The organism is Flavobacterium sp. (assembly GCF_035292545.1).
Classification (GTDB): domain Bacteria; phylum Bacteroidota; class Bacteroidia; order Flavobacteriales; family Flavobacteriaceae; genus Flavobacterium.
The window spans coordinates 1-23,306 of the sequence record NZ_DATDPV010000045.1 but is presented as its reverse complement, the minus strand read 5'-3'; the positions used below and the strand labels follow the sequence as shown (position 1 = coordinate 23,306).

Annotated in this window: 21 protein-coding genes and 1 pseudogene; 8 read left to right on the top strand and 14 right to left on the bottom strand. The window is 35.9% G+C overall.

Annotation, left to right across the window (positions count from 1 at the left end; translation table 11 throughout):
* A partial coding sequence (gene rlmB / locus VI621_RS07870; protein WP_324217832.1) for a 23S rRNA (guanosine(2251)-2'-O)-methyltransferase RlmB occupies window positions 1-516 on the top strand: 516 nt, incomplete at its 5' end.
* 85 nt (window positions 517-601) lie between these two features.
* Here rlmB and VI621_RS07865 read toward each other — a convergent pair.
* Complete coding sequence (locus VI621_RS07865; RefSeq protein WP_324217831.1) at window positions 602-1,426, bottom strand: rhomboid family intramembrane serine protease; 825 nt, start codon at window positions 1,424-1,426, stop codon at window positions 602-604.
* A gap of 356 nt (window positions 1,427-1,782) precedes the next feature.
* On the opposite strand from VI621_RS07865, the gene VI621_RS07860 reads away from it, so the two are divergent.
* Window positions 1,783-3,060, top strand: a complete 1,278-nt coding sequence (locus VI621_RS07860; RefSeq protein WP_324217830.1) for a replication-associated recombination protein A — start codon at window positions 1,783-1,785, stop codon at window positions 3,058-3,060.
* Between the two features lie 9 nt (window positions 3,061-3,069).
* Here the strand turns inward: VI621_RS07860 and VI621_RS07855 are convergent, their stop codons facing one another.
* From VI621_RS07855 to VI621_RS07825, 7 genes are all read right to left on the bottom strand, one after another.
* A complete protein-coding gene (locus VI621_RS07855; RefSeq protein WP_324217829.1) occupies window positions 3,070-3,837 on the bottom strand; it encodes a hypothetical protein in 768 nt (255 codons plus the stop codon).
* Between the two features lie 3 nt (window positions 3,838-3,840).
* Window positions 3,841-4,521, bottom strand: coding sequence for a YjjG family noncanonical pyrimidine nucleotidase (locus VI621_RS07850; protein ID WP_324217828.1), 681 nt, complete (start codon window positions 4,519-4,521; stop codon window positions 3,841-3,843).
* 6 nt (window positions 4,522-4,527) lie between these two features.
* Window positions 4,528-5,610 carry a TlpA disulfide reductase family protein gene (locus VI621_RS07845; RefSeq protein ID WP_324217827.1) on the bottom strand — a complete coding sequence of 361 codons (1,083 nt, stop codon included), beginning with the start codon at window positions 5,608-5,610 and terminating at the stop codon, window positions 4,528-4,530.
* A 19-nt stretch (window positions 5,611-5,629) separates the two neighbouring features.
* The gene (radC, locus tag VI621_RS07840; protein ID WP_324217826.1) at window positions 5,630-6,325 is read right to left on the bottom strand and encodes a RadC family protein; all 696 of its coding nucleotides are present in this window, start codon (window positions 6,323-6,325) and stop codon (window positions 5,630-5,632) included.
* A gap of 12 nt (window positions 6,326-6,337) precedes the next feature.
* Window positions 6,338-7,696 (bottom strand): UDP-N-acetylmuramate--L-alanine ligase, encoded by a 1,359-nt coding sequence (locus VI621_RS07835; protein ID WP_324217825.1) that lies wholly within the window; start codon window positions 7,694-7,696, stop codon window positions 6,338-6,340.
* Window positions 7,697-7,764: 68 nt separating this feature from the next.
* The gene (locus tag VI621_RS07830; protein WP_324217824.1) at window positions 7,765-8,460 is read right to left on the bottom strand and encodes a hypothetical protein; all 696 of its coding nucleotides are present in this window, start codon (window positions 8,458-8,460) and stop codon (window positions 7,765-7,767) included.
* An 80-nt stretch (window positions 8,461-8,540) separates the two neighbouring features.
* Window positions 8,541-10,691: a S46 family peptidase gene (locus tag VI621_RS07825; protein WP_324217823.1), complete on the bottom strand. Its 2,151-nt coding sequence runs from the start codon at window positions 10,689-10,691 to the stop codon at window positions 8,541-8,543.
* Window positions 10,692-10,966: 275 nt separating this feature from the next.
* On the opposite strand from VI621_RS07825, the gene lysM reads away from it, so the two are divergent.
* Entirely contained in the window at window positions 10,967-11,428 is a 462-nt protein-coding gene (lysM, locus tag VI621_RS07820) for a peptidoglycan-binding protein LysM (protein WP_324217822.1), read from the top strand.
* A gap of 71 nt (window positions 11,429-11,499) precedes the next feature.
* Here the strand turns inward: lysM and obgE are convergent, their stop codons facing one another.
* The 4 genes from obgE to hpt all read right to left on the bottom strand — a co-directional run bounded on the left by obgE (window position 11,500) and on the right by hpt (window position 14,978).
* Window positions 11,500-12,501 carry a GTPase ObgE gene (gene obgE, locus VI621_RS07815; protein ID WP_324217821.1) on the bottom strand — a complete coding sequence of 334 codons (1,002 nt, stop codon included), beginning with the start codon at window positions 12,499-12,501 and terminating at the stop codon, window positions 11,500-11,502.
* Window positions 12,502-12,557: 56 nt separating this feature from the next.
* The gene (locus VI621_RS07810) at window positions 12,558-13,778 is read right to left on the bottom strand and encodes a hemolysin family protein (RefSeq protein ID WP_414655486.1); all 1,221 of its coding nucleotides are present in this window, start codon (window positions 13,776-13,778) and stop codon (window positions 12,558-12,560) included.
* Between the two features lie 75 nt (window positions 13,779-13,853).
* On the bottom strand, window positions 13,854-14,426 hold the full coding sequence (locus VI621_RS07805; RefSeq protein WP_324217819.1) for an adenylate kinase: 573 nt from the start codon (window positions 14,424-14,426) through the stop codon (window positions 13,854-13,856).
* Window positions 14,427-14,450: 24 nt separating this feature from the next.
* Entirely contained in the window at window positions 14,451-14,978 is a 528-nt protein-coding gene (gene hpt, locus VI621_RS07800; protein ID WP_324217818.1) for a hypoxanthine phosphoribosyltransferase, read from the bottom strand.
* 112 nt (window positions 14,979-15,090) lie between these two features.
* On the opposite strand from hpt, the gene VI621_RS07795 reads away from it, so the two are divergent.
* Genes VI621_RS07795 through purE form a run of 3 tightly spaced genes read left to right on the top strand, consistent with a single transcriptional unit; the run spans window position 15,091 to window position 17,371 of the window.
* Window positions 15,091-15,621, top strand: coding sequence for a hypothetical protein (locus VI621_RS07795; RefSeq protein WP_324217817.1), 531 nt, complete (start codon window positions 15,091-15,093; stop codon window positions 15,619-15,621).
* A gap of 55 nt (window positions 15,622-15,676) precedes the next feature.
* Entirely contained in the window at window positions 15,677-16,831 is a 1,155-nt protein-coding gene (locus VI621_RS07790) for a 5-(carboxyamino)imidazole ribonucleotide synthase (protein WP_324217816.1), read from the top strand.
* A gap of 57 nt (window positions 16,832-16,888) precedes the next feature.
* On the top strand, window positions 16,889-17,371 hold the full coding sequence (gene purE, locus VI621_RS07785) for a 5-(carboxyamino)imidazole ribonucleotide mutase (protein ID WP_324217815.1): 483 nt from the start codon (window positions 16,889-16,891) through the stop codon (window positions 17,369-17,371).
* Window positions 17,372-17,660: 289 nt separating this feature from the next.
* Here purE and VI621_RS07780 read toward each other — a convergent pair whose 3' ends face one another.
* Entirely contained in the window at window positions 17,661-18,332 is a 672-nt protein-coding gene (locus tag VI621_RS07780; protein ID WP_324217814.1) for a hypothetical protein, read from the bottom strand.
* A 199-nt stretch (window positions 18,333-18,531) separates the two neighbouring features.
* Here VI621_RS07780 and VI621_RS07775 point away from each other — a divergent pair, with 199 nt between their 5' ends.
* Window positions 18,532-20,559, top strand: coding sequence for a M3 family metallopeptidase (locus VI621_RS07775; protein WP_324217813.1), 2,028 nt, complete (start codon window positions 18,532-18,534; stop codon window positions 20,557-20,559).
* 38 nt (window positions 20,560-20,597) lie between these two features.
* Here the strand turns inward: VI621_RS07775 and VI621_RS07770 are convergent, their stop codons facing one another.
* A complete protein-coding gene (locus tag VI621_RS07770; protein WP_324217812.1) occupies window positions 20,598-21,410 on the bottom strand; it encodes a hypothetical protein in 813 nt (270 codons plus the stop codon).
* Between the two features lie 138 nt (window positions 21,411-21,548).
* Here VI621_RS07770 and VI621_RS07765 point away from each other — a divergent pair.
* Window positions 21,549-23,306: pseudogene (locus VI621_RS07765) on the top strand (glycine dehydrogenase (aminomethyl-transferring)); the annotation flags it as partial.

The following is a 23,306-nucleotide window of genomic DNA, read 5'->3' as shown; positions in this document are numbered from 1 at the left end:
ATCTCCCCTATCTCTTTTTACGATTTAGAAACGTTGATAGAAACTGTGGTCGAAAACGGAAAAATGCCTTTGTTTTTGGTTTTAGATCAAATTTCAGATGCCCGTAATTTTGGAGCGATTATCAGAACGGCAGAATGTACTGGTGTCAATGGCATTATAGTTCAAAAAGCGGGTTCAGCACCTGTTAACGGCGATACGGTAAAAACATCTGCTGGAGCTGTTTTCAATATTCCAATTTGTAAAGTAGAACACATTAAAGACGCGATTTTCTTACTGCAAGGAAGCGGAATTAAAACGGTTGCCGCGACAGAAAAAACAGATCAAACCATTTATGATATTTCTTTAAACGAGCCTGTCGCCATCATTATGGGATCGGAAGATCGCGGAGTAAATCCATCCGTTTTGAAAATTGTGGATGAAAAAGCTAAATTACCAATGTTCGGATCTATCGGTTCGTTGAATGTTTCTGTAGCTTGTGGCGCTTTTTTATACGAAGCGGTACGCCAAAGAAGTTAATTAGAAAATACTTTTTAATAAAAACACGAAAGACCTGGAGCGAAAGTTCCGGGTCTTTTTCTTTTTGCAATTCCCGCTTTCCCCTTTAGTCCTCCACTACGTTCCGGAGCGAGCTATCGGCTCTATCGGGGCTAATAGAGAAATCATTTGCTTTTTTATTATTTTCCTTTTTTTCCATGATCTCATATAGAATCGGAAAATTCGAAGTAAAATAGGATTCAAATTCCTCTACAGGCTCTTCTTTAGGTAAATTCACAAAATTTCCATTGGCATCGAAACGCTGTAAAAACTTATCTTCTTCCGGATTGAAATCTGGTTTTTCCCAATCGTATTTTATCATTTTTTTATATTCTGGCGTTTTAAAGCTTACCGCAAAAACAAAGCCTGTAATTAAACCCGCCAAGTGACCTTCCCAGGAAATTCCTTCTTCAACATTGGGAAAAACATACCAAACCAAACTGCCATAAACCACTACCACCAAAAGTGATAAAGCTACCAATCGGTAATATTTGGTCATCATTCCTTTGAAAAAAATAAAACTGACCAAAACATAGATTAAGCCACTGGCACCAATATGATAGGATTCCCGACCTATAATCCAGGTTAATAATCCTGAAAATAAAATGCCAAGTCCCAAAATTTTCAAAGAATGTTCTCTATAAAAAAAACGCAAAGCGGCAACTAAAATCAGTAATGGAATGGAGTTATTATAAAGGTGTTCAATGTTTCCGTGAATAAAAGGGCTAAAAAAGACACCTCGCAATCCTTCTAAAGTTCTGGGGTGAATTCCCCATTCTCCAAAATCGAAATGAAAACGTATTTCTACCCAAAAAACTGTCCAGATTAGCAACACCGAGAACAATGGCAATATCAAAACGGAAGGCGAGAATTTGAAATGGTTGTCGTTCATTTACAGTTTTTGATTTAGAAATGATGATTAGGACTCCTCTACAGAACTCAAAAATACAACCAAAAAAATTTTAATGCTATTTTGTCAGTTGCTGTGATTTACTTCCTATTTAAAGCAATACTAGAAATTCCCAAAAATAGTCTTTAGCCCTGATTACTTCACAATATTTTTATTTCCACTTGAGTTCAGTGAACTTCGTTTGCAGTGGAAATCCTTTTCATTGCGAACTCAAAAATCCTTTCGTTACACACAATGCCAATCGCAATGAAAAGATTGCAGCGTAAAGCAGGAAAAGGAATTATAAAAATGCCGAAAATTACTGCCACAAAAAATAAATAAATGAGTAATTTTACAACATGGAAGCACCTTTAGCAGAACGAATCCGTCCGCAAAAATTAGAAGATTATTTGAGTCAGTTGCATTTGGTTGGCCCAAATGGGTCGTTGACGCAACAAATTGCCAAAGGGATTATTCCTTCCCTGATCTTTTGGGGACCTCCAGGAACGGGAAAAACGACGTTGGCACAAATTATTGCGCAGGAATCGAAACGACCGTTTTATATTTTAAGTGCTATCAATTCGGGTGTAAAAGACATTCGTGATGTGATCGAAAAAGCCAAACAAAGCGGCGGATTGTTTACAGCAAAAAACCCGATTTTATTTATTGATGAGATTCATCGTTTCAGCAAATCGCAGCAAGATTCGTTGTTGGCGGCTGTCGAAAAAGGATGGATTACGCTGATTGGTGCCACTACCGAAAATCCGAGTTTTGAAGTCATTCCGGCGTTACTGTCGCGTTGTCAGGTTTACATCTTAAATCCATTTTCGAGAGCAGATTTGGAAGCTTTATTGCAACGTGCGATGACCAATGATGTTTTTTTGAAGGATAAAAAAATAAATTTAAAGGAATCAGAAGCCATATTAAGCCTTTCGGGTGGCGACGGACGCAAACTATTGAATATTTTCGAACTCGTCGTAAACGCCTCTAATGAAGACGAGATTTTAATCACAAACGAGAAAGTATTGCAACTGGTTCAGCAAAATACAGTTTTATATGACAAAACGGGTGAGCAGCATTATGATATTGTTTCGGCTTTTATAAAATCGATTCGCGGAAGCGATCCAAACGGTGCGGTTTATTGGCTGGCCAGAATGATTGAAGGCGGCGAAGAAGTGAAATTTATTGCCCGCAGAATGTTAATTCTCTCGAGCGAAGATATTGGAATAGCGAATCCGACGGCTTTTATTATGGCAAACAATACTTTTCAGGCGGTTTCTACCATTGGCTATCCCGAGAGCAGAATCCTTTTGAGCCAGTGTGCGATTTATTTGGCAACTTCTCCCAAAAGCAATGCGAGTTATCTGGCAATTGGTCAAGCGCAGCAATTGGTAAAACAAACTGGTGATTTGCCGGTTCCAATTCATTTACGCAATGCTCCGACAAAATTGATGAAGGAATTGGCTTATGGTGAGGAATATAAATATTCGCATGATTATGCTAATAATTTTGCAGAGCAGGAATTTTTACCAGATGCCATTTCCGAAACAGTGCTTTATAATCCCGGAAACAATTCCCGGGAAAATTCTACTCGTGAGTTTTTAAAAAATCGATGGAAAGATAAATATGGGTATTAAGATTTAAGATTAAAATTTAATCTTAAAAGCTTCGGTAATTAATTTTCCTGCTACGTAATATTCAAAAATCCAGTTTTCATTTTTCAGATACAGAATCCCTTTTCCCTGATTATTTTCTGCAATAAAAACATCTTTCACCGAAGTATTGAATATTTTCAACATCACTTTTGGAGTGCTGTCTATCAATTGGAATCCATTTTCTATAGGTTGTGCAAAAAGTGAATTGTTATTTGAAGCAGTTAAAGTATTAATACTTTCCTTTTTTTGCGTTATTACCGGAAGCTCTTCTTTTTTTATAGTTGAGCCATCGTTTGTTGTTTTTACAATTACAGTTTGAATATCTGTAACTGTTCCGTTATATTTATAATTTAATGCATCAAATGAATTGAAAGCTTCTCTCAAGGCAAGATTATAGGCGATTTTGAATTCCTTTTCTTTGCTTATTCCTTCCGATGATGTAAATAAAATGTTGTTTTTGCAGTCTTTCATAACAACAGTCAGCTTTGTCGCAAATACGTTTCCATTACTCAAAACATCAACAAATACTTTATTGCAGTTTTGACGGGATACTTCATCTGGAAGAATATCTGTGTCAAAATAGGTCACAAAGCCATATTTCTCCATGAACATTTTTGTTATTGTATTCAATCTATACTGGTCTTTTTCCTTTAAAAAACTGAATTTTGAGGGTACAATCGCGTATTTATAATCGTTTATAGATTGCGAATATCCAATACTTGAAGCCAATAACAAAAGTAAAACTATATATTTTTTCATGTTTTAAAGGTATTTTTTTAATTCTAATAAATGAGACACTTGTTTGATATCCTGAAGGATTTCAGCACAATTTTCATTAAATAATATCGCATCCAGTCCGAAATCTAAAGCGCCGTTTATATCTGCTTCCATGCAGTCTCCAATCATGATGCTATTTTCCTTTTTTGCATTTGCTTTATTCAATGCATATTCAAAAATGAGCGGATTGGGTTTCTTTACGCCTGCCATTTCCGAATTGGTTATCGTTTGAAAATAATGTCCGATATTCGAGTTATTCAATTTATTATTTTGAATTTCGTGGAATCCATTGGTTATGATATGTAAATTATATTTGGGTTTTAAATAATCTAAAAGCTCAATAGCACCGTCAAAGAGGTGGTTGAATTGTGGTAAATAACAAACATATTCCTCGGACAAAAACACTACGCTCTCGTCTTCAATTTTGTAATCCAGTAAATCAAAAGTATCTTTCAGTCTGCCGTATCGCAGTTGACTTTGCGAGATGATTTCTTTTCGATATCTCTCCCAATATTCTAGATTTATGGGAACATAATGTCCCAGAAAATGTTCGAGATTAACCTCGATTTTATGTTTTTCGAAAATCGTTTCGAAAGCTAAAGCAGAATTTTTTTCAAAATCCCAAAGCGTATGATCTAAATCGAAAAAAACATCTGAAACACTCATGGCTTATTATTTGTTAGAATTAACGTTTAACTGATAATCAAGTTTTTCAAAAAGAAAATCACCTCTTATATTTACTGCCAGTATTTTTCCTTCTTTGTCTAAAAGAATGTTCAATGGAATTCCTTTGATTTCAAATTGTTTGGTAACTTTTCCATGCCAGCCTCCGGTCTCGATTAAATTGCTCCAGGTTAATTGGTCTTTTTCTATGGCAGTTTTCCAATTGCCAGCATAGGTATCAATGGAGATGCTGACAATTTCAAAATTTTTATTCTTATATTTCTCATAAACCTTCACCAGCTCTTTGTTATTGAGCCTTGACGGTTTGTACCAAGATGCCCAGAAATCGATTAAAACATATTTTCCTCTAAAATCATTGATGCTTATTTTTTTTCCGGTTTGGTTTGGCAATGTAAAATTTTCCAATTTTGTTCCAACCATTAACTTTTTAGAAATTTTTGGATCATTTTTTATTACTAAACTGTCTTTCTCTTGTTCTATTTTCTTCTTAGCGACCACGACTGAGGACAAATCTTTCACTTGATCTACGGTCAGCAAACCGCTTTTTTTAGACTTAGTAATCAAAAGATCCAGAATGGGATAATCTGGATTTCCGATAACCAATTCGTAATATTTTTTGTATATTTTTTTATTTTTATCCTCCTTAGAAAGTGCACTTTTTTCAATTGTTTTCTGATATGCATCAACTGCAGACATCAACTCCTGGGTTTTAGAGCCTGTAATTTTTTTAATTTCTATATCATTGATATCTTCATTACCATTCTTAAAAACTGAAGTGGAAACTGTTATATCAATAACGCTATTCTCCAAATAGAAAAAAGCTACTGTAGAAGTTGGTTTCAAAGTCAAAGAAGCTTGTGCTGAATTTCCTAATTTCCCGAAAAAATTGAATTTTTTATCTGCGACCAAACAGCTGTCTTTTATGTTGTCCATTCCCAAAGTGCGGAGATAAATGTATCCGGTGTAATCGCCTTCAACCTGTCCTTTTATGGTAAAGGTGCTTTTAATTTCTTGCGCATTCGTAGCAATGGAAAACCATAGAAATAATGCTGAGAATATATATTTAATCATGGCTATTTCTGTTTGAATTCTATAAAATTCCTTCATCTGCAAAGCTAAAGTAATTGCGCTCTGTTACAATCAAATGGTCCAAAACTTTTATATCCAAACTTTCTCCTGCAAGTTTTAATTTTTTGGTGATTTGCTTATCCGCATCACTTGCAGTTAATGCTCCCGACGGATGATTATGACATAAGATGACACTTGTTGCTCCCATTTCTAAAGCCGTTTTAAATACCAAACGAACGTCAACCAAAGTTCCTGTAATGCCGCCTTTACTCAATTGCGATTTCGAAATGACCTTATTGGAATTATTCAAATAAACAATCCAAAATTCCTCGTGAGGCAATTCACCAATAATAGGCTGCATCATTTCGAAAATCATTTTGCTTGAGGTAATTTTCAGTAATTCTAATGCGTCTTCTCCCCTTCTTCTTCGACCTAATTCCATTGCCGCAACAATTGAAATTGCTTTGGCTTCCCCAATTCCCTTGAAAGTCATCAATTGTTGAATTGATAATTTCCCTAAAGCATTTAGATTATTATCGATGCTGGCAAGAATTCTTTTACTCAATTCCACGGCACTTTCATTACGACTTCCGGAACCGATAAGAATAGCAATCAACTCGGCATCACTGAGTGCAGATTTGCCTTTGAGCATCAGTTTTTCTCTGGGCTTATCGTCTTCTGCCCAATTTGTAATCGGGAACGGTGAATTTTCGGACATTGGTAACTCTTTTTAATTCGTAATCAGACCTTTCACCTCATCAAAATTCAATCCACCATAATTTCCTGAACTCATCAACAATAAAGCTGAATTATCTAAATTTAAATTAAACAGATAATCCTTGAAATCTTTTGGATTCGTATAAATGATTAAATCTTCCCGGTTGAACGATTGTGCAATCTGTTCGTAAGTCACTTCCTCCAGTTGTTTGATTTTTACCGCATCGGGCGAATAGAAAACCACAGCGACATCAGCAAATTCTAGTGCGCCTTGATATTCTTTCAGGAATTCTGCGTTTAAGCTGCTGTAGGTATGCAATTCTAAACAAGCGACTAACTTTCTATTTGGGTATTGTTCTTTTACTGCTTTTGTAGTGGCTGCCACTTTACTTGGCGAATGGGCAAAGTCCTTGTAAGCCACTTTCGTTTTGCTTTCTGCAATTTTTTCTAATCTTTTCGAAGCGCCTTTAAAACTGGCAATCGCTTCATAAAAATCGGCTTCATCCACACCCATGTTTTGGCAAATCCATTTGGCGCCGGCCAAGTTGTTCAAATTGTGTGCTCCAAAGACTTCAATTGGCATGGCTCCCTCCGGAGTTTCCAATAATGTTACGCCATTTTCGACTGCATATTTTGGGGTATTGTAAGCTAATTTTCGAATTGGATTGGTTGCTGCTTCGGCTACTTTTTTTACTTCAGCATCATCTTCGTTGTAAACCAAAATACCGCCATTGGTGATTAGTTTAATGAAGATTTCAAATTGTTCCACATAGTTTTCATACGTTGGAAACACATTAATATGATCCCATGCAATCCCTGAAATCAAGGCAATATTTGGCTGGTATAAATGAAATTTTGGGCGTCTGTCCATTGGCGAAGACAAATATTCATCGCCTTCCAAAACGATAAAATCATTTTCTTCGGTAAGATGCACCATTGTCTCGAAACCTTCGAGTTGTGCGCCAACCATATAATCGACTTCAATATTATGAAAATGCATCACGTGTAAAACCATTGAAGTAATGGTCGTTTTCCCATGGGAACCTCCGATGACTACACGGGTTTTATTTTTGGATTGTTCGTATAAAAATTCAGGATAGGAATAAATTTTCAACCCTAATTCTTGAGCCTTCAATAATTCCGGATTATCAGCTTTGGCATGCATTCCCAATATAACTGATTCTATATCCGAGGTAATTTTTTCCGGAAACCAACCGAGTTCGTTTGGCATTAAGCCTTTTTTTTCTAATCGGGATTTTGATGGTTCAAAAATAGCATCGTCGCTTCCGGTAACCTGATATCCTTTATTGTGCAATGCAAGGGCTAAATTGTGCATTGCGCTTCCGCCAATGGCTATAAAATGAGTACGCATTATTTTGATTGTTTGACTATTGAATTATTAGATTGTTGGATTATTTACTTTGGTTTTTGTCAAAAAAATTATCCTTTTTGTTTTGCAAAATCTTCTAAAACTGATTTTGCTTTTTCGGGCATATTCATTTTATTTTTATACAAATTGGCTAACTTTTGGTATGATTTCTTTGAATGTCCAATTTCTACGGCTTTCTTATAGTTTTTTTCTGCTTCTGAAAATCGTTTGAAATGTTCGGCTATATGTCCTTTAGAAAGAAAACCATCCACGGGAGACAATTTGGCTAACTCATTAGCATAATTTGTCGCTTTTGTTTCACTACCGCCAACAATTGTGGGTAAATGTATGTACATTTCTATGAGTGCCCAGCGTGCCTCAATATGTTTGGGATTAAGTATTATGGCTTTTTCAAACGAAGTTCTCACTTCGCCAATCATTCCTAAAGCGATAAACCTATTGCTGTCTTTGGCTTTCATTCCTAACGCTCCACCGTATTTGTAATGATAATTGGCCTCCGATGGTTTTAGCTTCTTGAGTTTTTTATAATAGAAAATAGCGTTATCCCACGATTTACTTTGACCCCAAATATCACCCAGATATTCAATGGTTTCAGTGTGGTTTGGATTTTCTTTTAGATAATTTTCAAAATAAGGTTTAGCCGATTCATATTTGCCGTCTTCGAATAGCTTTTCTGCTTTTTCGAAATTGGTTTGCGACCAAAGGAGTATTGGCATCAAAAGAAAAATATAAAAGATTGACTTCATTCTTCAAAAATAGTGAAATGAAACTAATAAAAAAAACCGCTCCTTTCGGAACGGTTTTTTAAATTCAAATATTATAAAAATTATTTAACCAAAGTCATTTCATCTACAATATGTTTAGCGCCTGAGAAATTCTCAATTACCCATAAAACATAACGAATATCAACATTGATTGTTCTTTGCAATTTTGGATCGAAGATTACATCACCAGCCATCGCTTCAATGTTACCATCAAATGCTAAACCGATTAATTCTCCTTTTCCGTTTAATACCGGTGAACCTGAGTTACCACCTGTGATATCATTATCAGTTAAGAAATTAACGTGCATAGAACCATCTTTATCTTCAAAACGGCCATAGTTTCTCTCTTTGTTCATGTCGATTAAACGCGTTGGCAAATCGAATTCCTGATCTCCTTTTTTGTATTTTTTAACCATACCGTCCATGGTAGTATAGTTATTGATTTTGGCATCATTACGTTTGTCAGCTGGCAACGAACGTACTTTTCCGTAAGTTAAACGCAAAGTAGAGTTAGCATCCGGATATTTGATAGTTCCAATTTTTGATTCACGTAATCCTTCCACTAACAAACGGAAAGAAGATCCGAAATCATTTTGAGCTTTTGCTACCTCATCTGATTTTGCATTGAAATGAGACACCATATCATTAGATAACACATACAATGGATCATTTGCCAACATTGCTTCACTTGGTAAGTCTAAAAAGGCAATTACTCTTTCTTTTGAAGTTAGAATACTTAAGTCTAAAGCAGCATTTACATATTTAGTGTAATCGTAGTTGTTTGCTGCACCGATTTTTTCTACAGCCGGAGCAATAGCATATCCTTTAGATTTTGTTGCATACAATTTCAATTGCGCAGCTAAAATATCTTTTTCAGCCGGAAGGTAAAGTTCTTTGAACATACCATCAGCCATTTCGGTAATAGCAGGAGCCATTTCAGCACGTTTTGCAGCATCCGCCTTAACGTAATTATCCAATTGTTTCCCTAAAGTTCTGCCTATGGTTCCAAAAGCAGAAGTTCTGAACAATTGTTGCAAATAGTTATCATGACGCGTTTTTTCGTTTGTTAAAGCGTAGTATTTATTAATATTGCTGATTACGTTTCCGTATTTTGCTTTATTCTCTTTCTTATTGGCCCATTTATTGAACTTTTTTTCCTGACCTGCTTTTGATTTTGCTGTGCCGAATTTGGTTAAGGCATCAATCATTCCCTGACGGTTTTTCCAGTAATTTGCGGTTCCGGCAAATTTTGAAGCATACACCAGATTCAAAGCATCACTTTGATCCATGTATTTTTTCATTTGATCCATTCCTGTTTTGGCTCCTTCAACCCAAGCAGGATAAGCAAACTTCACGTTTTGTTCAATTCCACCCGCTGGCATCCAACGATTAGTTCTTCCAGGATAACCTAAAATCATGGCAAAATCATTTTCTTTTACACCACCTAAACTAACTGGCAAATAGTGTTTTGGCTGTAATGGCACATTATTTTGAGAATAATCCGCTGGATTTCCTTTCGCATCTGCATAAATTCTGAACATAGAGAAATCGGCAGTGTGACGTGGCCATTCCCAGTTGTCAGTATCTCCACCAAATTTCCCTAAACTTTCCGGAGGTGTACCAACTAAACGAACGTCTTTATAATCTTGGTAAACGAAATAGTAATATTCATTTCCTTGGAAAAAAGGACGAACAGAAACAGTATATTTTCCGCCTTCGTTATTTTCTTTTTCAATTAAAGCAATTTCTTGATTGACTGCTTTTTCTCTTTCTGCTTCCGTCATTTTATCATTTACTTTTGATAAAATACGTTTTGAAACATCATCCATACGGACAAAGAAACGAACATATAGACTGGAAGGTTTAATTTCTTCTTTTCTGTTTTGTGCCCAAAAACCATTTTTCAAAAGGTTTTTCTCCGATGTCGATAGTTCTGCAATTGCATCATATCCACAGTGGTGGTTGGTTAACACCAAGCCGTCTTTTGAGATTACTTCAGCAGTACAACCTCCGTTGAACTGAACGATAGCATCTTTCAAACTGTGGTGATTAACACTATAGATTTCTTCGGCTGTAAGTTGCAAACCCATTTTTTGCATGTCGCGGTGGTTTAAACGCTCAATGAACATTAAAAACCACATTCCTTCGTCAGCTTTTACGCTTGAAGGAATTAGCATAATACCCATAATTAAGGATAAAATAATTTTTTTCATTTTTTTAATTTATAAAAGTTAATTGATATCTGTTAATAGTCTGTCGAACGTTGTAATTGTTACAATCAAAGTCGATATTAACATCACTTTTTGGAAATGCGAATATAATTCATTTTTAAATCATTGGGAATAACATTACTATTAAATAATTTACTCAAAAATATAAACTTTTAAAATAAACCAAAGACACAAATTAAAAAACATTGATATTGTTTGATAGGTTATAATCGCATTTTTTCCTAAATTTAGTTTCTAATTAAATAAAAACAATAACTATGGGATTATTTTCATTTATCAAAGGAGTCGGAGCCAAACTTTTCGGAAAGAAAGAAGAGGAAGCGCCGGCAGAAGAGAAAGCACAATTAAAAGCCAGCGCTTTGTTGAGTTATGTGCAAGGATTAGGCTTGCCGTTTAAAACAATCAAGATTTCACTAAGAGGTGACGATGTTGTATTAACAGGCGAAGTGGAAAACCAGGCTGATTCAGAAAAAATTGTTTTGGCTATAGGCAATGTGGAAGGCGTGGACACTGTTGACAACCAAATGACCGTTAAAGCACCGGCACCTGAATCCCAATATCACACCGTAGAAAAAGGCGATTGGTTATCTAAAATCGCCGAAAAATATTATGGAGATGCTAAAAAATTCGATGTTATTTTTGAAGCTAACAGACCTATGCTTTCAGATCCGGATAAAATTTACCCTGGTCAAGTGCTGAGGATTCCAAATTTAGTCTAAAGATTAGACGTAAAAAAAGGGTTTCAATAAATTTGAAACCCTTTTTTTATCTTAAAATTTTTTTACTCTTATTAATCATTCAACATCTGCCACAATTTGTCTTTCAACTCTTGTAGTCCTTGCTGCGCCACAGACGAAATAAACATGTAAGGAACTCCTTTAAAGGTAACATCCAATTCTGCTTTTAATTCTGCTTTTAAATCATCATCCAGCATATCGCATTTTGAAATCACGACCATACGCTCCTTATCTAACATTTCCGGATTATACTTTGTCAATTCGTTGACTAAAATATCATATTCTCCTTTAATATCCGGTGTATCGACCGGTACTAAAAACAGTAACGTTGAGTTTCTTTCGATATGGCGTAAGAAGTAATGTCCTAATCCTTTTCCTTCGGCTGCACCTTCAATAATCCCCGGAATATCGGCAATTACAAATGATTGAAAATCTCTGTAAGCTACAATTCCAAGATTGGGTTTTAAAGTTGTAAACGGGTAATCGGCAATTTTTGGTTTCGCAGAAGTCAATACTGAAAGTAAAGTTGACTTTCCGGCATTAGGAAAACCTACCAAACCAACATCGGCCAATACTTTCAACTCCAAAATCATATCAATCTCTTCCGAAGGCAATCCCGGTTGAGAATATCTAGGTGTTTGATTGGTTGAAGATCTGAAATGCCAGTTTCCTAAACCCCCTTTTCCACCACGAGCAACAATTCTTTTCTCGCCATGTTCGGTAATTTCAAATAGAATTTCATTGGTTTCTTTATCGCGAACTACAGTTCCTAATGGCACTTCAATAAACTTATCATCTCCATCGGCTCCTGTACTTCTATCTCCTCCACCATCACCACCGTGACCGGCTTTTACGTGTCTGGCAAATTTCAAATGGAATAAAGTCCATAATCCTTTGTTTCCAACCAAATATACATGTCCACCGCGACCACCATCTCCTCCATCAGGTCCCCCTTTTTCAATAAATTTTTCTCTATGTAAATGCGTAGATCCTTTTCCGCCCTTTCCAGATGAAACGTATATTTTTACGTAATCAACAAAATTTCCTTCAGTCATTTTTTTTAGTATTCCGTTTTCAGATTTTAGTTTAACTATATCCGTCCACTATTTTATTATTGTAATGCTTTCACCATTACCTTATCAATCTTCACACCATCCATATCGATCACTTCGAGCTCAAATTTTTGCCAGATCAGCTTTTCTCCTTGTTTTGGAATATGAGAAAGTTCCGTCATTATCAATCCACTCACAGTAGTTACTTCGTAATCATTGATTAATTCATCCAGTTCGAAATAAGTTAAGAAATCGTGTAGCGAATAATGTCCGTCCACCAACCAAGTCCCGTCTTCTCTTTCCACCAAATGAAAATCATCTTTATAAAAATCTGATGCATCACCAACCAAAGCTTCCAAAATATCATTCAACGTGATAATTCCCTGAAAAACGCCATATTCATCAGAAACAAAAGCATAATGAATTCCGCTATTTTTGAAATTTTCCAATGCTTTATAAGCAGTCGTCTGTTCCATAATAAACGGTGCATCGGTCATAATTGCTTCTAAATTGAAATGGTCATCATCAATATGAGAGAATATATTTTTCAGATTGACAACCCCAACAATATCGTCATAATTATCGCCATATACCGGATAAACCGAATGCAATTCTTTCGACATAAACTCTTTAACCTGAGTTTTATTGGAATGCAATGGCAAGAAAACCACCGATTTTCTATGGGTCATCAAAGAATTTACTTTTCTGTCGCCAATATGAAACACACGTTCCACAATGTCTTGCTCAATTTCCTGTACTTCGCCGCCTTCGGTTCCTTCTTTGATAATGGCTTTGATTTCTTCTTCGGTCACTTTTCCGTCAGCCGAAGGTTTTATCATCAATACTTTTAATAAAAATTCAGTCGAAATGGTCAACAACCAAATAAAAGGCGCTGTAATTATAGAAATCACTTTCATCGGCAGCGCTACTGCTTTCGCAATTGCTTCCGGGTGATTTAATCCGATTCTTTTGGGTAATAATTCCCCTAAAACTAAGGAGAAAAAAGTCAGTGTCACCACCACAATCCCAACAGCAATAGAATCTGCAAAGGGTTTTAAACTCTCAAATCCTTCCACAAACAACTGAACATCCGTCGTGATTTTTTTACCACTGAAAATACCCGTTAAAATTCCAATTAAGGTAATTCCGATTTGAACAGTTGACAAAAATTTATTTGGTGAATTGGCCAAATCTAATGCTGCTTTCGCACTTGGATTTCCTTTTTTGGCCGCGTTTTCCAGTCGGTTTTTTCGAGCCGAAATCAATGCGATTTCCGACATCGAGAAAACGCCATTCAGTAGAATTAAAAAAAATATTATTGCTATTTCCATAGTTGATTAGAAAACGTATGTTCTTTACAAACTTTCGATTACAGCGCTCAAACGCTCCGTAATTTCAGCTATAGAACCAATCCCATTTACTGGATAAAATTTATTCTGTTTGTTGTAATACTCCATTAACGGAGCCGTTTTTTCATTATATTCCTGGTAACGATTTCTGATTTTGTCCTCATCCTGATCGTCAGGTCTTCCGCTGGTTTTTCCTCTTTCCAGCAATCTTTTTACTAAAATTTCATCATCTGCTTCCAATGCAATTGTAGCGGTAACTTCCCATTTTTTAGTGGCTAAAAAAGCATCCAAAGCTTCGGCTTGTGCCAAAGTTCTTGGAAAACCATCAAATAGAAAACCTTTAGTTTCCGGATGTCTTTCGACCTCATCCTGCAACATTTTGATAGTTAAACTATCTGGAACCAAATCACCTTTGTTGATATAACTTTTGGCCTCAAGCCCTAGAGCTGTTTCGTTTTTAATATTATAACGAAATATATCACCCGTTGAAATGTGTGTTAAATTATATTTTTCTTTTAAAAATTCTGCCTGCGTTCCTTTTCCTGCGCCTGGCTTTCCAAATAATACAATATTAATCATGATTGTGTGTTGGGTAGTTAAATTTTATTTTAGTTGATATACTTCTGCTAAATTTCTGCCTAATCCGTCATAATCCAATCCAAAACCTACAATAAATTTGTTTGGAATTCGAATACCAACATAGTCAATTTTGACATCTTTTTTGTAAGCATCCGGTTTAAAAAACAACGTAGCTATTTTAAGATGTTTTACATTTTGTTTTTTGAACAATTCTTTCAGTTCGACCACTGTATTACCTGTATCAACGATATCTTCAATAATGACAACCGATCTTCCGGTCAAATCCTGATTCAAACCAATCAGTTGTTTAACCTCATGAGTGGTAGAAGTTCCTTCGTAAGACGCTAATTTAATAAAACTCACTTCACAAGGTTTTTTATAGTGTTTCATAAAATCAGAAACGACCATAAAAGAACCATTCAAAACACCTACAAAAACGGGCGTTTCATCAGCAAAGTCGGCTTCAACCTGAGCGGCCATTGTCGCTATCGCAAAGTCTATTTCTGAGGCAGAAATAAACGGAACAAATTGTTTATCGTGAAGTTGTATCACTTTTTTCGGTTTTAAAATAATTCGCAAAGATAGCGATTTCAACATTCAGATTAGAGATTTAAAAATTAAGAATGCCGTACATTTGAAAATAAATTTATTTTTTGACCTAAAGATGGATTCTGAACTTTATAAAAACATAGCAAACAGTACCGCACATCGGGCAAGTCGGGAGCAAAATGCCGATTTCATTCTGAACAATCCCGAATTGTTTTCAGACTTTTTAAAATTAGCTTTTGACACCAATGACAAAAACCATCACAAGGCGTGTTGGATTTTGGAATTGGTTTTGGAAGAAAAAATCCATTTCCTTACACCATTTCTAAATCAATTTTGCAATAAAATTACAAATTACACTAATGAAAGTGCGTTACGTTCCATTTCTAAAATTTGCCTGTTTTTGGCAAAACACATTTCATTATCTAAAATTCAAGATCAAAAAATAATTGAAGCTTGTTTCGATTGGCTTATTATTGAAAACGGAAAAGTCGCTACCAAAGCTTATTCTATCCGTGCCTTGTTTGAATTCGGCAAAAAGAGCGACTGGATTTATCCCGAATTGCAGCGAATCCTGTCTGAAGATTATGTGAAACATTCCGCCGCTTACAAGGCAGTTGCAAGAGAAGTTTTGAAGAAAATAAAATAGCATTTTCCTATTCAATCATTATAAAGTATCTTTGCCCACAACAAACGACAACAAAATGAATTATTTTTCTTCCGATTTTAAATTGGGAATTTTAGGTGGCGGACAACTCGGCAAAATGATGTTGTTTGACACCCGAAAATTTGACATCCAGACTTATGTTCTAGACCCAAGCGATGAAGCGCCTTGCAAAATAGCATGTAATCACTTCTTCAAAGGCGATTTGATGGATTTTGAAACGGTGTATAATTTTGGAAAAAAAGTCGATGTTTTGACTTTCGAAATTGAACTCGTAAATCTCGAAGCTTTAGAAAAATTAGAAAATGAAGGAATTAAAGTTTATCCTTCGCCAAAAACCTTGAAACTCATCCAAAACAAAGGGATTCAGAAAGATTTTTATAAAAAAAATAATATTCCAACAGCTGATTACAAACGTTTTCATACGTTAAAAGAATTAGTAATCGACTTAGTGGATTCTAAACTGGATTTGCCTTTTGTATGGAAATGCACTGAATTTGGTTACGACGGAAATGGCGTAAAAGTGATTCGACAAATCTCAGATTTAGACCATTTACCCAACGTGGAATGCATCGCCGAAACAATGGTTCCTTTCAAAAATGAATTGGCCGTAATTGTTGCACGAAATGTTTCAGGTGAAATAAAAACGTACCCTGTGGTTGAAATGGAATTTCATCCCGAAGCAAATCAAGTGGAATATGTGATTTGTCCAGCCCGAATTGATGAAACTGTGGCGGATAAAGCAAGATCCATCGCCTTAAATGTTTCCGAAAAATTCAACCACGTGGGTTTATTAGCCGTGGAAATGTTTCAGACTAATGACGATGAAATTCTGGTAAACGAAGTTGCTCCTCGCCCACACAATTCGGGACATCACACTATTGAAGCCAGTTACACTTCGCAATTTGAACAGCATTTACGCGCTATTTTAAATTTGCCTCTTGGAAATACCGATAGTAAAGTGGCTGGAATCATGGTGAATTTGGTTGGCGAAGAAGGTTTTTCAGGTAATGTAATTTATAAAAATATCGAAAAGATTTTATCTTGGGATGGCGTTACGCCGCATATTTACGGTAAAAAACAAACCCGACCGTTCCGAAAAATGGGTCATGTCACGATTGTAAACAAAGACATCAGAGAAGCTAGAAGAATTGCCGAAGAAGTAAAGAACACCATTAGAGTGATTAGTCAATAAGAATTCAATAATTGAAAAGTTTTATAACTAATTTTTCAATCTTTAAATAATATAAAAATGAAAGTAGCCATCATAATGGGAAGCATTTCTGACATGCCTGTCATGCAGGAAGCCATCGATATCTTAAAAGAATTTGACATCGAAACTGAAGTCGATATCGTTTCGGCACATCGCACACCCGAAAAGCTGTTTGATTTTAGCAAAAATGCGCACCACCGCGGTATTTCTGTTATTATTGCCGGTGCTGGCGGTGCGGCACATTTACCTGGAATGGTAGCCTCCATGTCACCACTTCCCGTAATTGGCGTTCCTGTTAAATCGAGTAATTCTATCGATGGCTGGGACAGTATTTTGTCGATATTACAAATGCCCGGCGGAGTTCCAGTGGCAACAGTCGCTTTGAATGGCGCTAAAAATGCCGGTATTCTTGCCGCACAGATTATTGGAAGTCACAACAATATTGTTTTGGATAAAATTGTTTTGTACAAAGAAGAATTGAAATTAGCTGTAGAGAAAGCTTCCGAAAATTTAAATAAATAAAAAAAGCTCCAATTGGAGCTTTTTTAAAAAGTTGTAAATACTAAGCTCGGGGAAACTTAAATTCAAATTAATCATTTATGGATTATAACTTGTTTTTGATTTGGGACAAAAAGAGCTTATAAAACCCTGAAAATTAATTTGTTACATTCACATCTTCATCGACAAAAGTATGTAAAAAATCGACAAAGTGTATATTTTTTATAAGATTTATTTCTTTTTTCGTTCAAAAAAAGTAAAAATTAGCGAAAAACTTACAAAAAAGTCCTGTAAATGAGTCAGTTAAGTTGTTTTATACCTCATCCTTCACTTCTTCTAAAGCACTTTCAAATTCCCAATCGATGAAATCTTCTTTTTTCAGCCAATTTTCAGAAGTGTTCATGGTATAATTGATATTATCCGTCGTAGACAAATCCCATAATATGTCTTCCGCTTCCGGAAAAGGGGTATTTTCATGCATTTGTTGGTCAAACAATCTATTGATAATATTGCTGCCCGAAAGTCCTTTGCTAAATAGTTTTAAAACATTTTCTTTTGACAATGCTTTGTCGGCTTCTCCTTCCGAAGGCGTAATAGAACATTTGACAATGGTCGCTTTGGCATTTGGAAATTTCCCGTTGTACGCTTTAAAAAGCAATTGATTGGTATTATATAAAGTAGCATGCAGTCCAATTTCAGGATATTCCTCACACACTTTATCAATAAGCATATCGTTTGAAATCTGCTGAATTTGCCCATCGTTCAAATGGTCTGCTAATTTATATTCTAATACAATGGCAGCAGCTTCTTTAGGTTCGAAATCGGTTATCGCCATTGAAAGCAAATCATTTAAACTTTCCTTTTCTGCATCGGAAGCATCCGGAAAACCAAACTTACCTAATAATTGAACGATGTCGTTTTCAGTCCAATAGCCTTCAATTTTATCAACAGTATTGACATTCTTTATTTTTATCTGATAGTTCATTTTAGTATTCAATTTAATTTATTGTTACAATTTAGGCATAACATAAATGCTTTAAAAGTTTCAATGACAATTTTGTGATTACTTTGGCAGACGAATTTTTAATAGCCGATTTTTAATCTGGCCACATTAAAATACATTTTTATAAATCCTTACCTTTGTTATCTTAAAAAATAAAACTGTTTTTCTTAAATAAACCACAATGACTATACTTACAAAAAAATTCACCACCAAATACGATACGGCTCCGTTTTCGAAAATCAAAAACGAAGATTTTTTTCCTGCTTTTCAAAAAGGAATTGAATTGGCAAAAGCTGAAATTGATGCCATTGTGAGGAATCCAATAAAACCGACTTTCGAAAACACAATTGAAGCTTTAGCTTTCAGCGGGCATATTTTGGATCGGATTTCGAGTATCTTTTTTAATCTGAATTCAGCCGAAACCAATGATGAAATTCAAAAAATTGCTCAGGAAGTTTCTCCGTTATTATCAGAATTTGGTAATGATGTGCGACTTAATGCCGATTTATTTGCTAGAGTAAAAGCGGTTTACGAACAAAAAGAGCACTTAAATCTAAACCCGGAACAAACTACGCTTTTAGATAAAAAATACAAAAGTTTTACCCGAAACGGCGCCAATTTACCAGAAGACAAAAAGTTGGAATTGCGTGAAATCGACAAAGAATTATCGAAGTTGAGTTTGCAGTTTGGCGAAAATGTTTTGGCCGAAACCCAAGCTTACCAAATGCACATTACTGATGAAAAGGAATTGTCAGGACTACCGGAAGGAACTATGGAGGAAGCTCGTTCTTTGGCTAAAAACCAGGAAAAAGAAGGCTGGATTTTTACTTTGGATTATCCAAGCTACATCCCGTTTGTTACTTATGCCGATAATCGCGAATTGCGCAAAAAAATAGCCATTGCTTCCGGTGCCAGAGGTTTCCAGAACAACGAATTCGACAATCAGAAAATCGTTCTTAAAATTGCCAAACTGCGTTTTGACAGAGCACAGGTTTTAGGTTATGCGACCCATGCCCATTTTGTTCTCGAAGAACGAATGGCGGAAAGTCCCGAAAAAGTAAAAACTTTCTCCAATGATTTATTAGCCAAAGCAAAACCGGCTGCTCAAAAAGAATTTGACCAATTGACAGCTTTCGCTAAAGAATTGGATGGCATTGAACAACTCGAGAAATGGGACGGCGCCTATTATTCAGAAAAATTGAAAAAGCAATTGTTCAATCTGGATGATGAAAAACTGAAACCTTTTTTCCAATTGGAGAAAGTCTTGGATGGTGTTTTTACCGTGGCACAAAAATTATATGGTATTACATTCGAGGAAATTTTCGAAATTGACAAATACCATGACGATGTAAAAACCTATGAAGTAAAAGACGAAGACAACAATTTAGTCGCCATTTTCTATGCTGATTTCTTTCCGAGAAAAGGGAAACGAAACGGTGCCTGGATGACTTCATTCAAATCACAATATATAAAGAAAGGCACCAACGAAAGACCGCACATTTCGATTGTATGTAATTTCACCAAACCGACAGAAACCAAACCCTCTTTATTAACTTTTAATGAAGTAACGACTTTATTTCATGAATTTGGTCACGCTTTACACGGGATGTTGGCGAACACCACTTATCCGAGTTTATCAGGAACGAATGTCTATTGGGATTTTGTGGAACTGCCAAGCCAGATTTTGGAAAACTGGTGCTATGAACCGGAAGCATTGGCTTTGTTTGCCTATCATTACCAGACCGACGAAATGATTCCGATGGAATTGGTTCATAAAATCAAGGAAAGCGCGAGTTTTCAGGAAGGCATGGCAACTATGCGCCAATTGAGTTTTGGATTGTTGGACATGGGTTGGCATGCACAGGATCCATCCAATATCAAAGACATCAAAACTTTTGAAAACGAACAATTTGCGGACACCCAATTGTATCCTGACGTTAAAGAAAACGCGATGAGTACCGCTTTTTCGCATATTTTCCAAGGCGGATATTCTTCGGGCTATTACAGTTATAAATGGGCGGAAGTGCTGGATGCCGATGCCTTTGAATATTTTCAGGAAAAAGGGATTTTCAACAAAGAAGTAGCTACAAAATTCAAGGAAAATGTACTTTCTAAAGGCGGAACGGAACATCCGATGATTTTGTACAAACGCTTTAGAGGACAAGAACCGAAACCTGAAGCGTTGTTGAGACGTGCGGGATTGTTATAGATTATTAGAAAAACCGGAGTTTTATAGCTTCGGTTTTTTTATTGAAATAAAACTACCATCAACCACCAAAAAACAGGAATACTCTCCACCCAAAAAGAAGTATAATACTTCGAACGGTTCGGATTGGCAAAAATGGTAAACAAAGCGGTGATCACAATCAAAATCAAATTAATCCAAAGCTGGTTTTCATTAAAGTCGCTTTTAAAAAATTCTAAAAAATAAAACGGTAGTAATAATGACAAACCCAAAACCTTAGTTAGCTTCACGCCAATTTTTTGCGGAACAGTCCTTAAGGATGGAGCGTCTTTTTTTAAATCGATAATTTCAAAAATCAGGATTAGAATAATGACCAATAGGAATCGTTGCCCAAATTTCAAAAAGACATCGGTTGAAATACTGGTTCCGGCATTTATCAATGGAAGTAAAATAGTAATTCCTGCCCAACAAAAAGCTACAATATAAATTTTGACACCGCTCCAATTTCGGAGATTATCTTTATTTGGAAAAAACGGGACGGTATACAGCAAGGTCAAGCCAAAAAAGACAACGGCTGCAATTTGTGTGTTAAATTCCAATTTAAAAAAACAAAAAACCGATATCAAAAAAGAAAGCAGACTCAAGACAAGCATGGCTTTCAGTTGTTTTCGAATGGGTTTTTTATTTCTAAACAGACTTTCGTATTTTACAAAATTATAGCCGAAAATAGTCCCGAAAAAAGCAAAACCTGCCATCGCCAAATCCATTGGATTATGAAACATGTGATTCGTCATCAAAACCAGCGACAGGACAGCAACAGCAACGTGTATGCTGCTGTTTATATAAAAATCAAATGCCTGTTGGATAATCCTCATAACTACAAAATTAATCAAACTGTTAACAACAAGCTCTTTTAGTTGAAAAATTCATAAAAATTGCTGTTAAAAAAGGGTTTAATTATGTAATTAATATTTAATTTTACGCACTTTAAAAACACAACTTATTTTACCTCAATGAGAACAGATGCTTTTGCTTTAAGACACATAGGCCCGAGAGAAAATGACCTACAACATATGTTGAAAACTATTGGTGTTAATGATATGGATCGTTTAATTTACGAGACACTTCCGGACGATATTCGTTTGAAAGCACCATTGAATTTAGATCCGGCAATGACTGAATATGAATATCTGAATCATATTCAACAATTGGGAAATAAAAATAAAGTATTCCAATCCTATATCGGTTTAGGCTATCATCCGGCAATTGTCCCTGCAGTTATCCAAAGAAATATTTTTGAAAACCCGGGATGGTACACGGCATATACACCGTACCAAGCCGAAATTGCACAAGGTCGTTTAGAAGCTATTTTGAATTTCCAAACCATGGTTATTGAATTAACCGGAATGGAAATAGCTAATGCCTCTTTATTGGACGAAGCCACTGCGGCTGCTGAAGCGATGGCATTATTGTTTGATGTTCGTTCTCGTGACCAAAAGAAAAATAACATTAATAAATTCTTCGTTTCAGAAGAAATACTACCTCAAACTTTATCGGTTTTACAAACCCGTTCTACTCCAATTGGTGTGGAATTAGTAATAGGAAATCATGAAACTTTCGATTTTTCAACGGAATTTTTCGGAGCTATGCTTCAATATCCAGGAAAATACGGACAAGTTTATGATTATGCCGGTTTTATCGCTAAAGCAAAATCAAACGAAATAAAAGTAGCTGTTGCTGCCGATATTTTGAGTTTGGTAAAATTGACGCCTCCAGGAGAAATGGGTGCCGATGTTGTACTTGGAACTACGCAACGTTTCGGAATTCCGTTAGGTTACGGTGGCCCTCACGCGGCTTATTTTGCCACAAAAGACGAATTCAAAAGAAGCATGCCAGGAAGAATCATCGGTGTAACGGTTGATACTAATGGAAATCGTGCGCTTCGCATGGCTTTGCAGACCCGTGAGCAGCACATCAAACGCGATAAAGCGACTTCAAATATTTGTACTGCACAAGTTCTATTGTCAGTTATGGCAGGAATGTACTCGGTATACCACGGTCCAAAAGGATTGCAATATATTGCTGACAAAGTACATGCTTCGGCGGTAACTACAGCTGAAGGCTTGAAAAAATTAGGGATTTCCCAAATCAATTCGGCTTTCTTCGACACAATTGTTGTAAAAGGTGATGTGAAAAAAGTACGTGCCATTGCAGAGAAAAACGAAGTGAATTTCTATTATATTGATGGGGAAACGATTTCGATTTCATTCAACGAAACAACCAGTTTGGCTAACATCAATACCATCCTTTCTATTTTTGCGGAAGCGACAGGAAAAGAAACCGTAAAAGTTTCTGAATTGTCAGATCAAACGAACTATCCACAAAATCTGAACAGAACGAGTTTGTTCTTACAGCATGATGTGTTTAACAAATACCATTCTGAAACAGCTTTGATGCGTTACATGAAAATGTTGGAACGTAAAGATTTAGCCTTGAATCATTCCATGATTTCTTTGGGTTCTTGTACCATGAAATTAAATGCTGCAGCAGAAATGTTGCCTTTGAGCATGGCCAACTGGAACAACATCCATCCATTTGCTCCATTGGAACAAGCAGAAGGATATCAGGAAATGTTGAAAAAACTGGAACAACAATTAAATGTGATTACTGGTTTTGCAGGAACTACTTTACAACCAAACTCTGGCGCACAAGGGGAATATGCCGGATTAATGGTTATTCGTGCTTATCACCAATCAAGAGGGGATCACCAC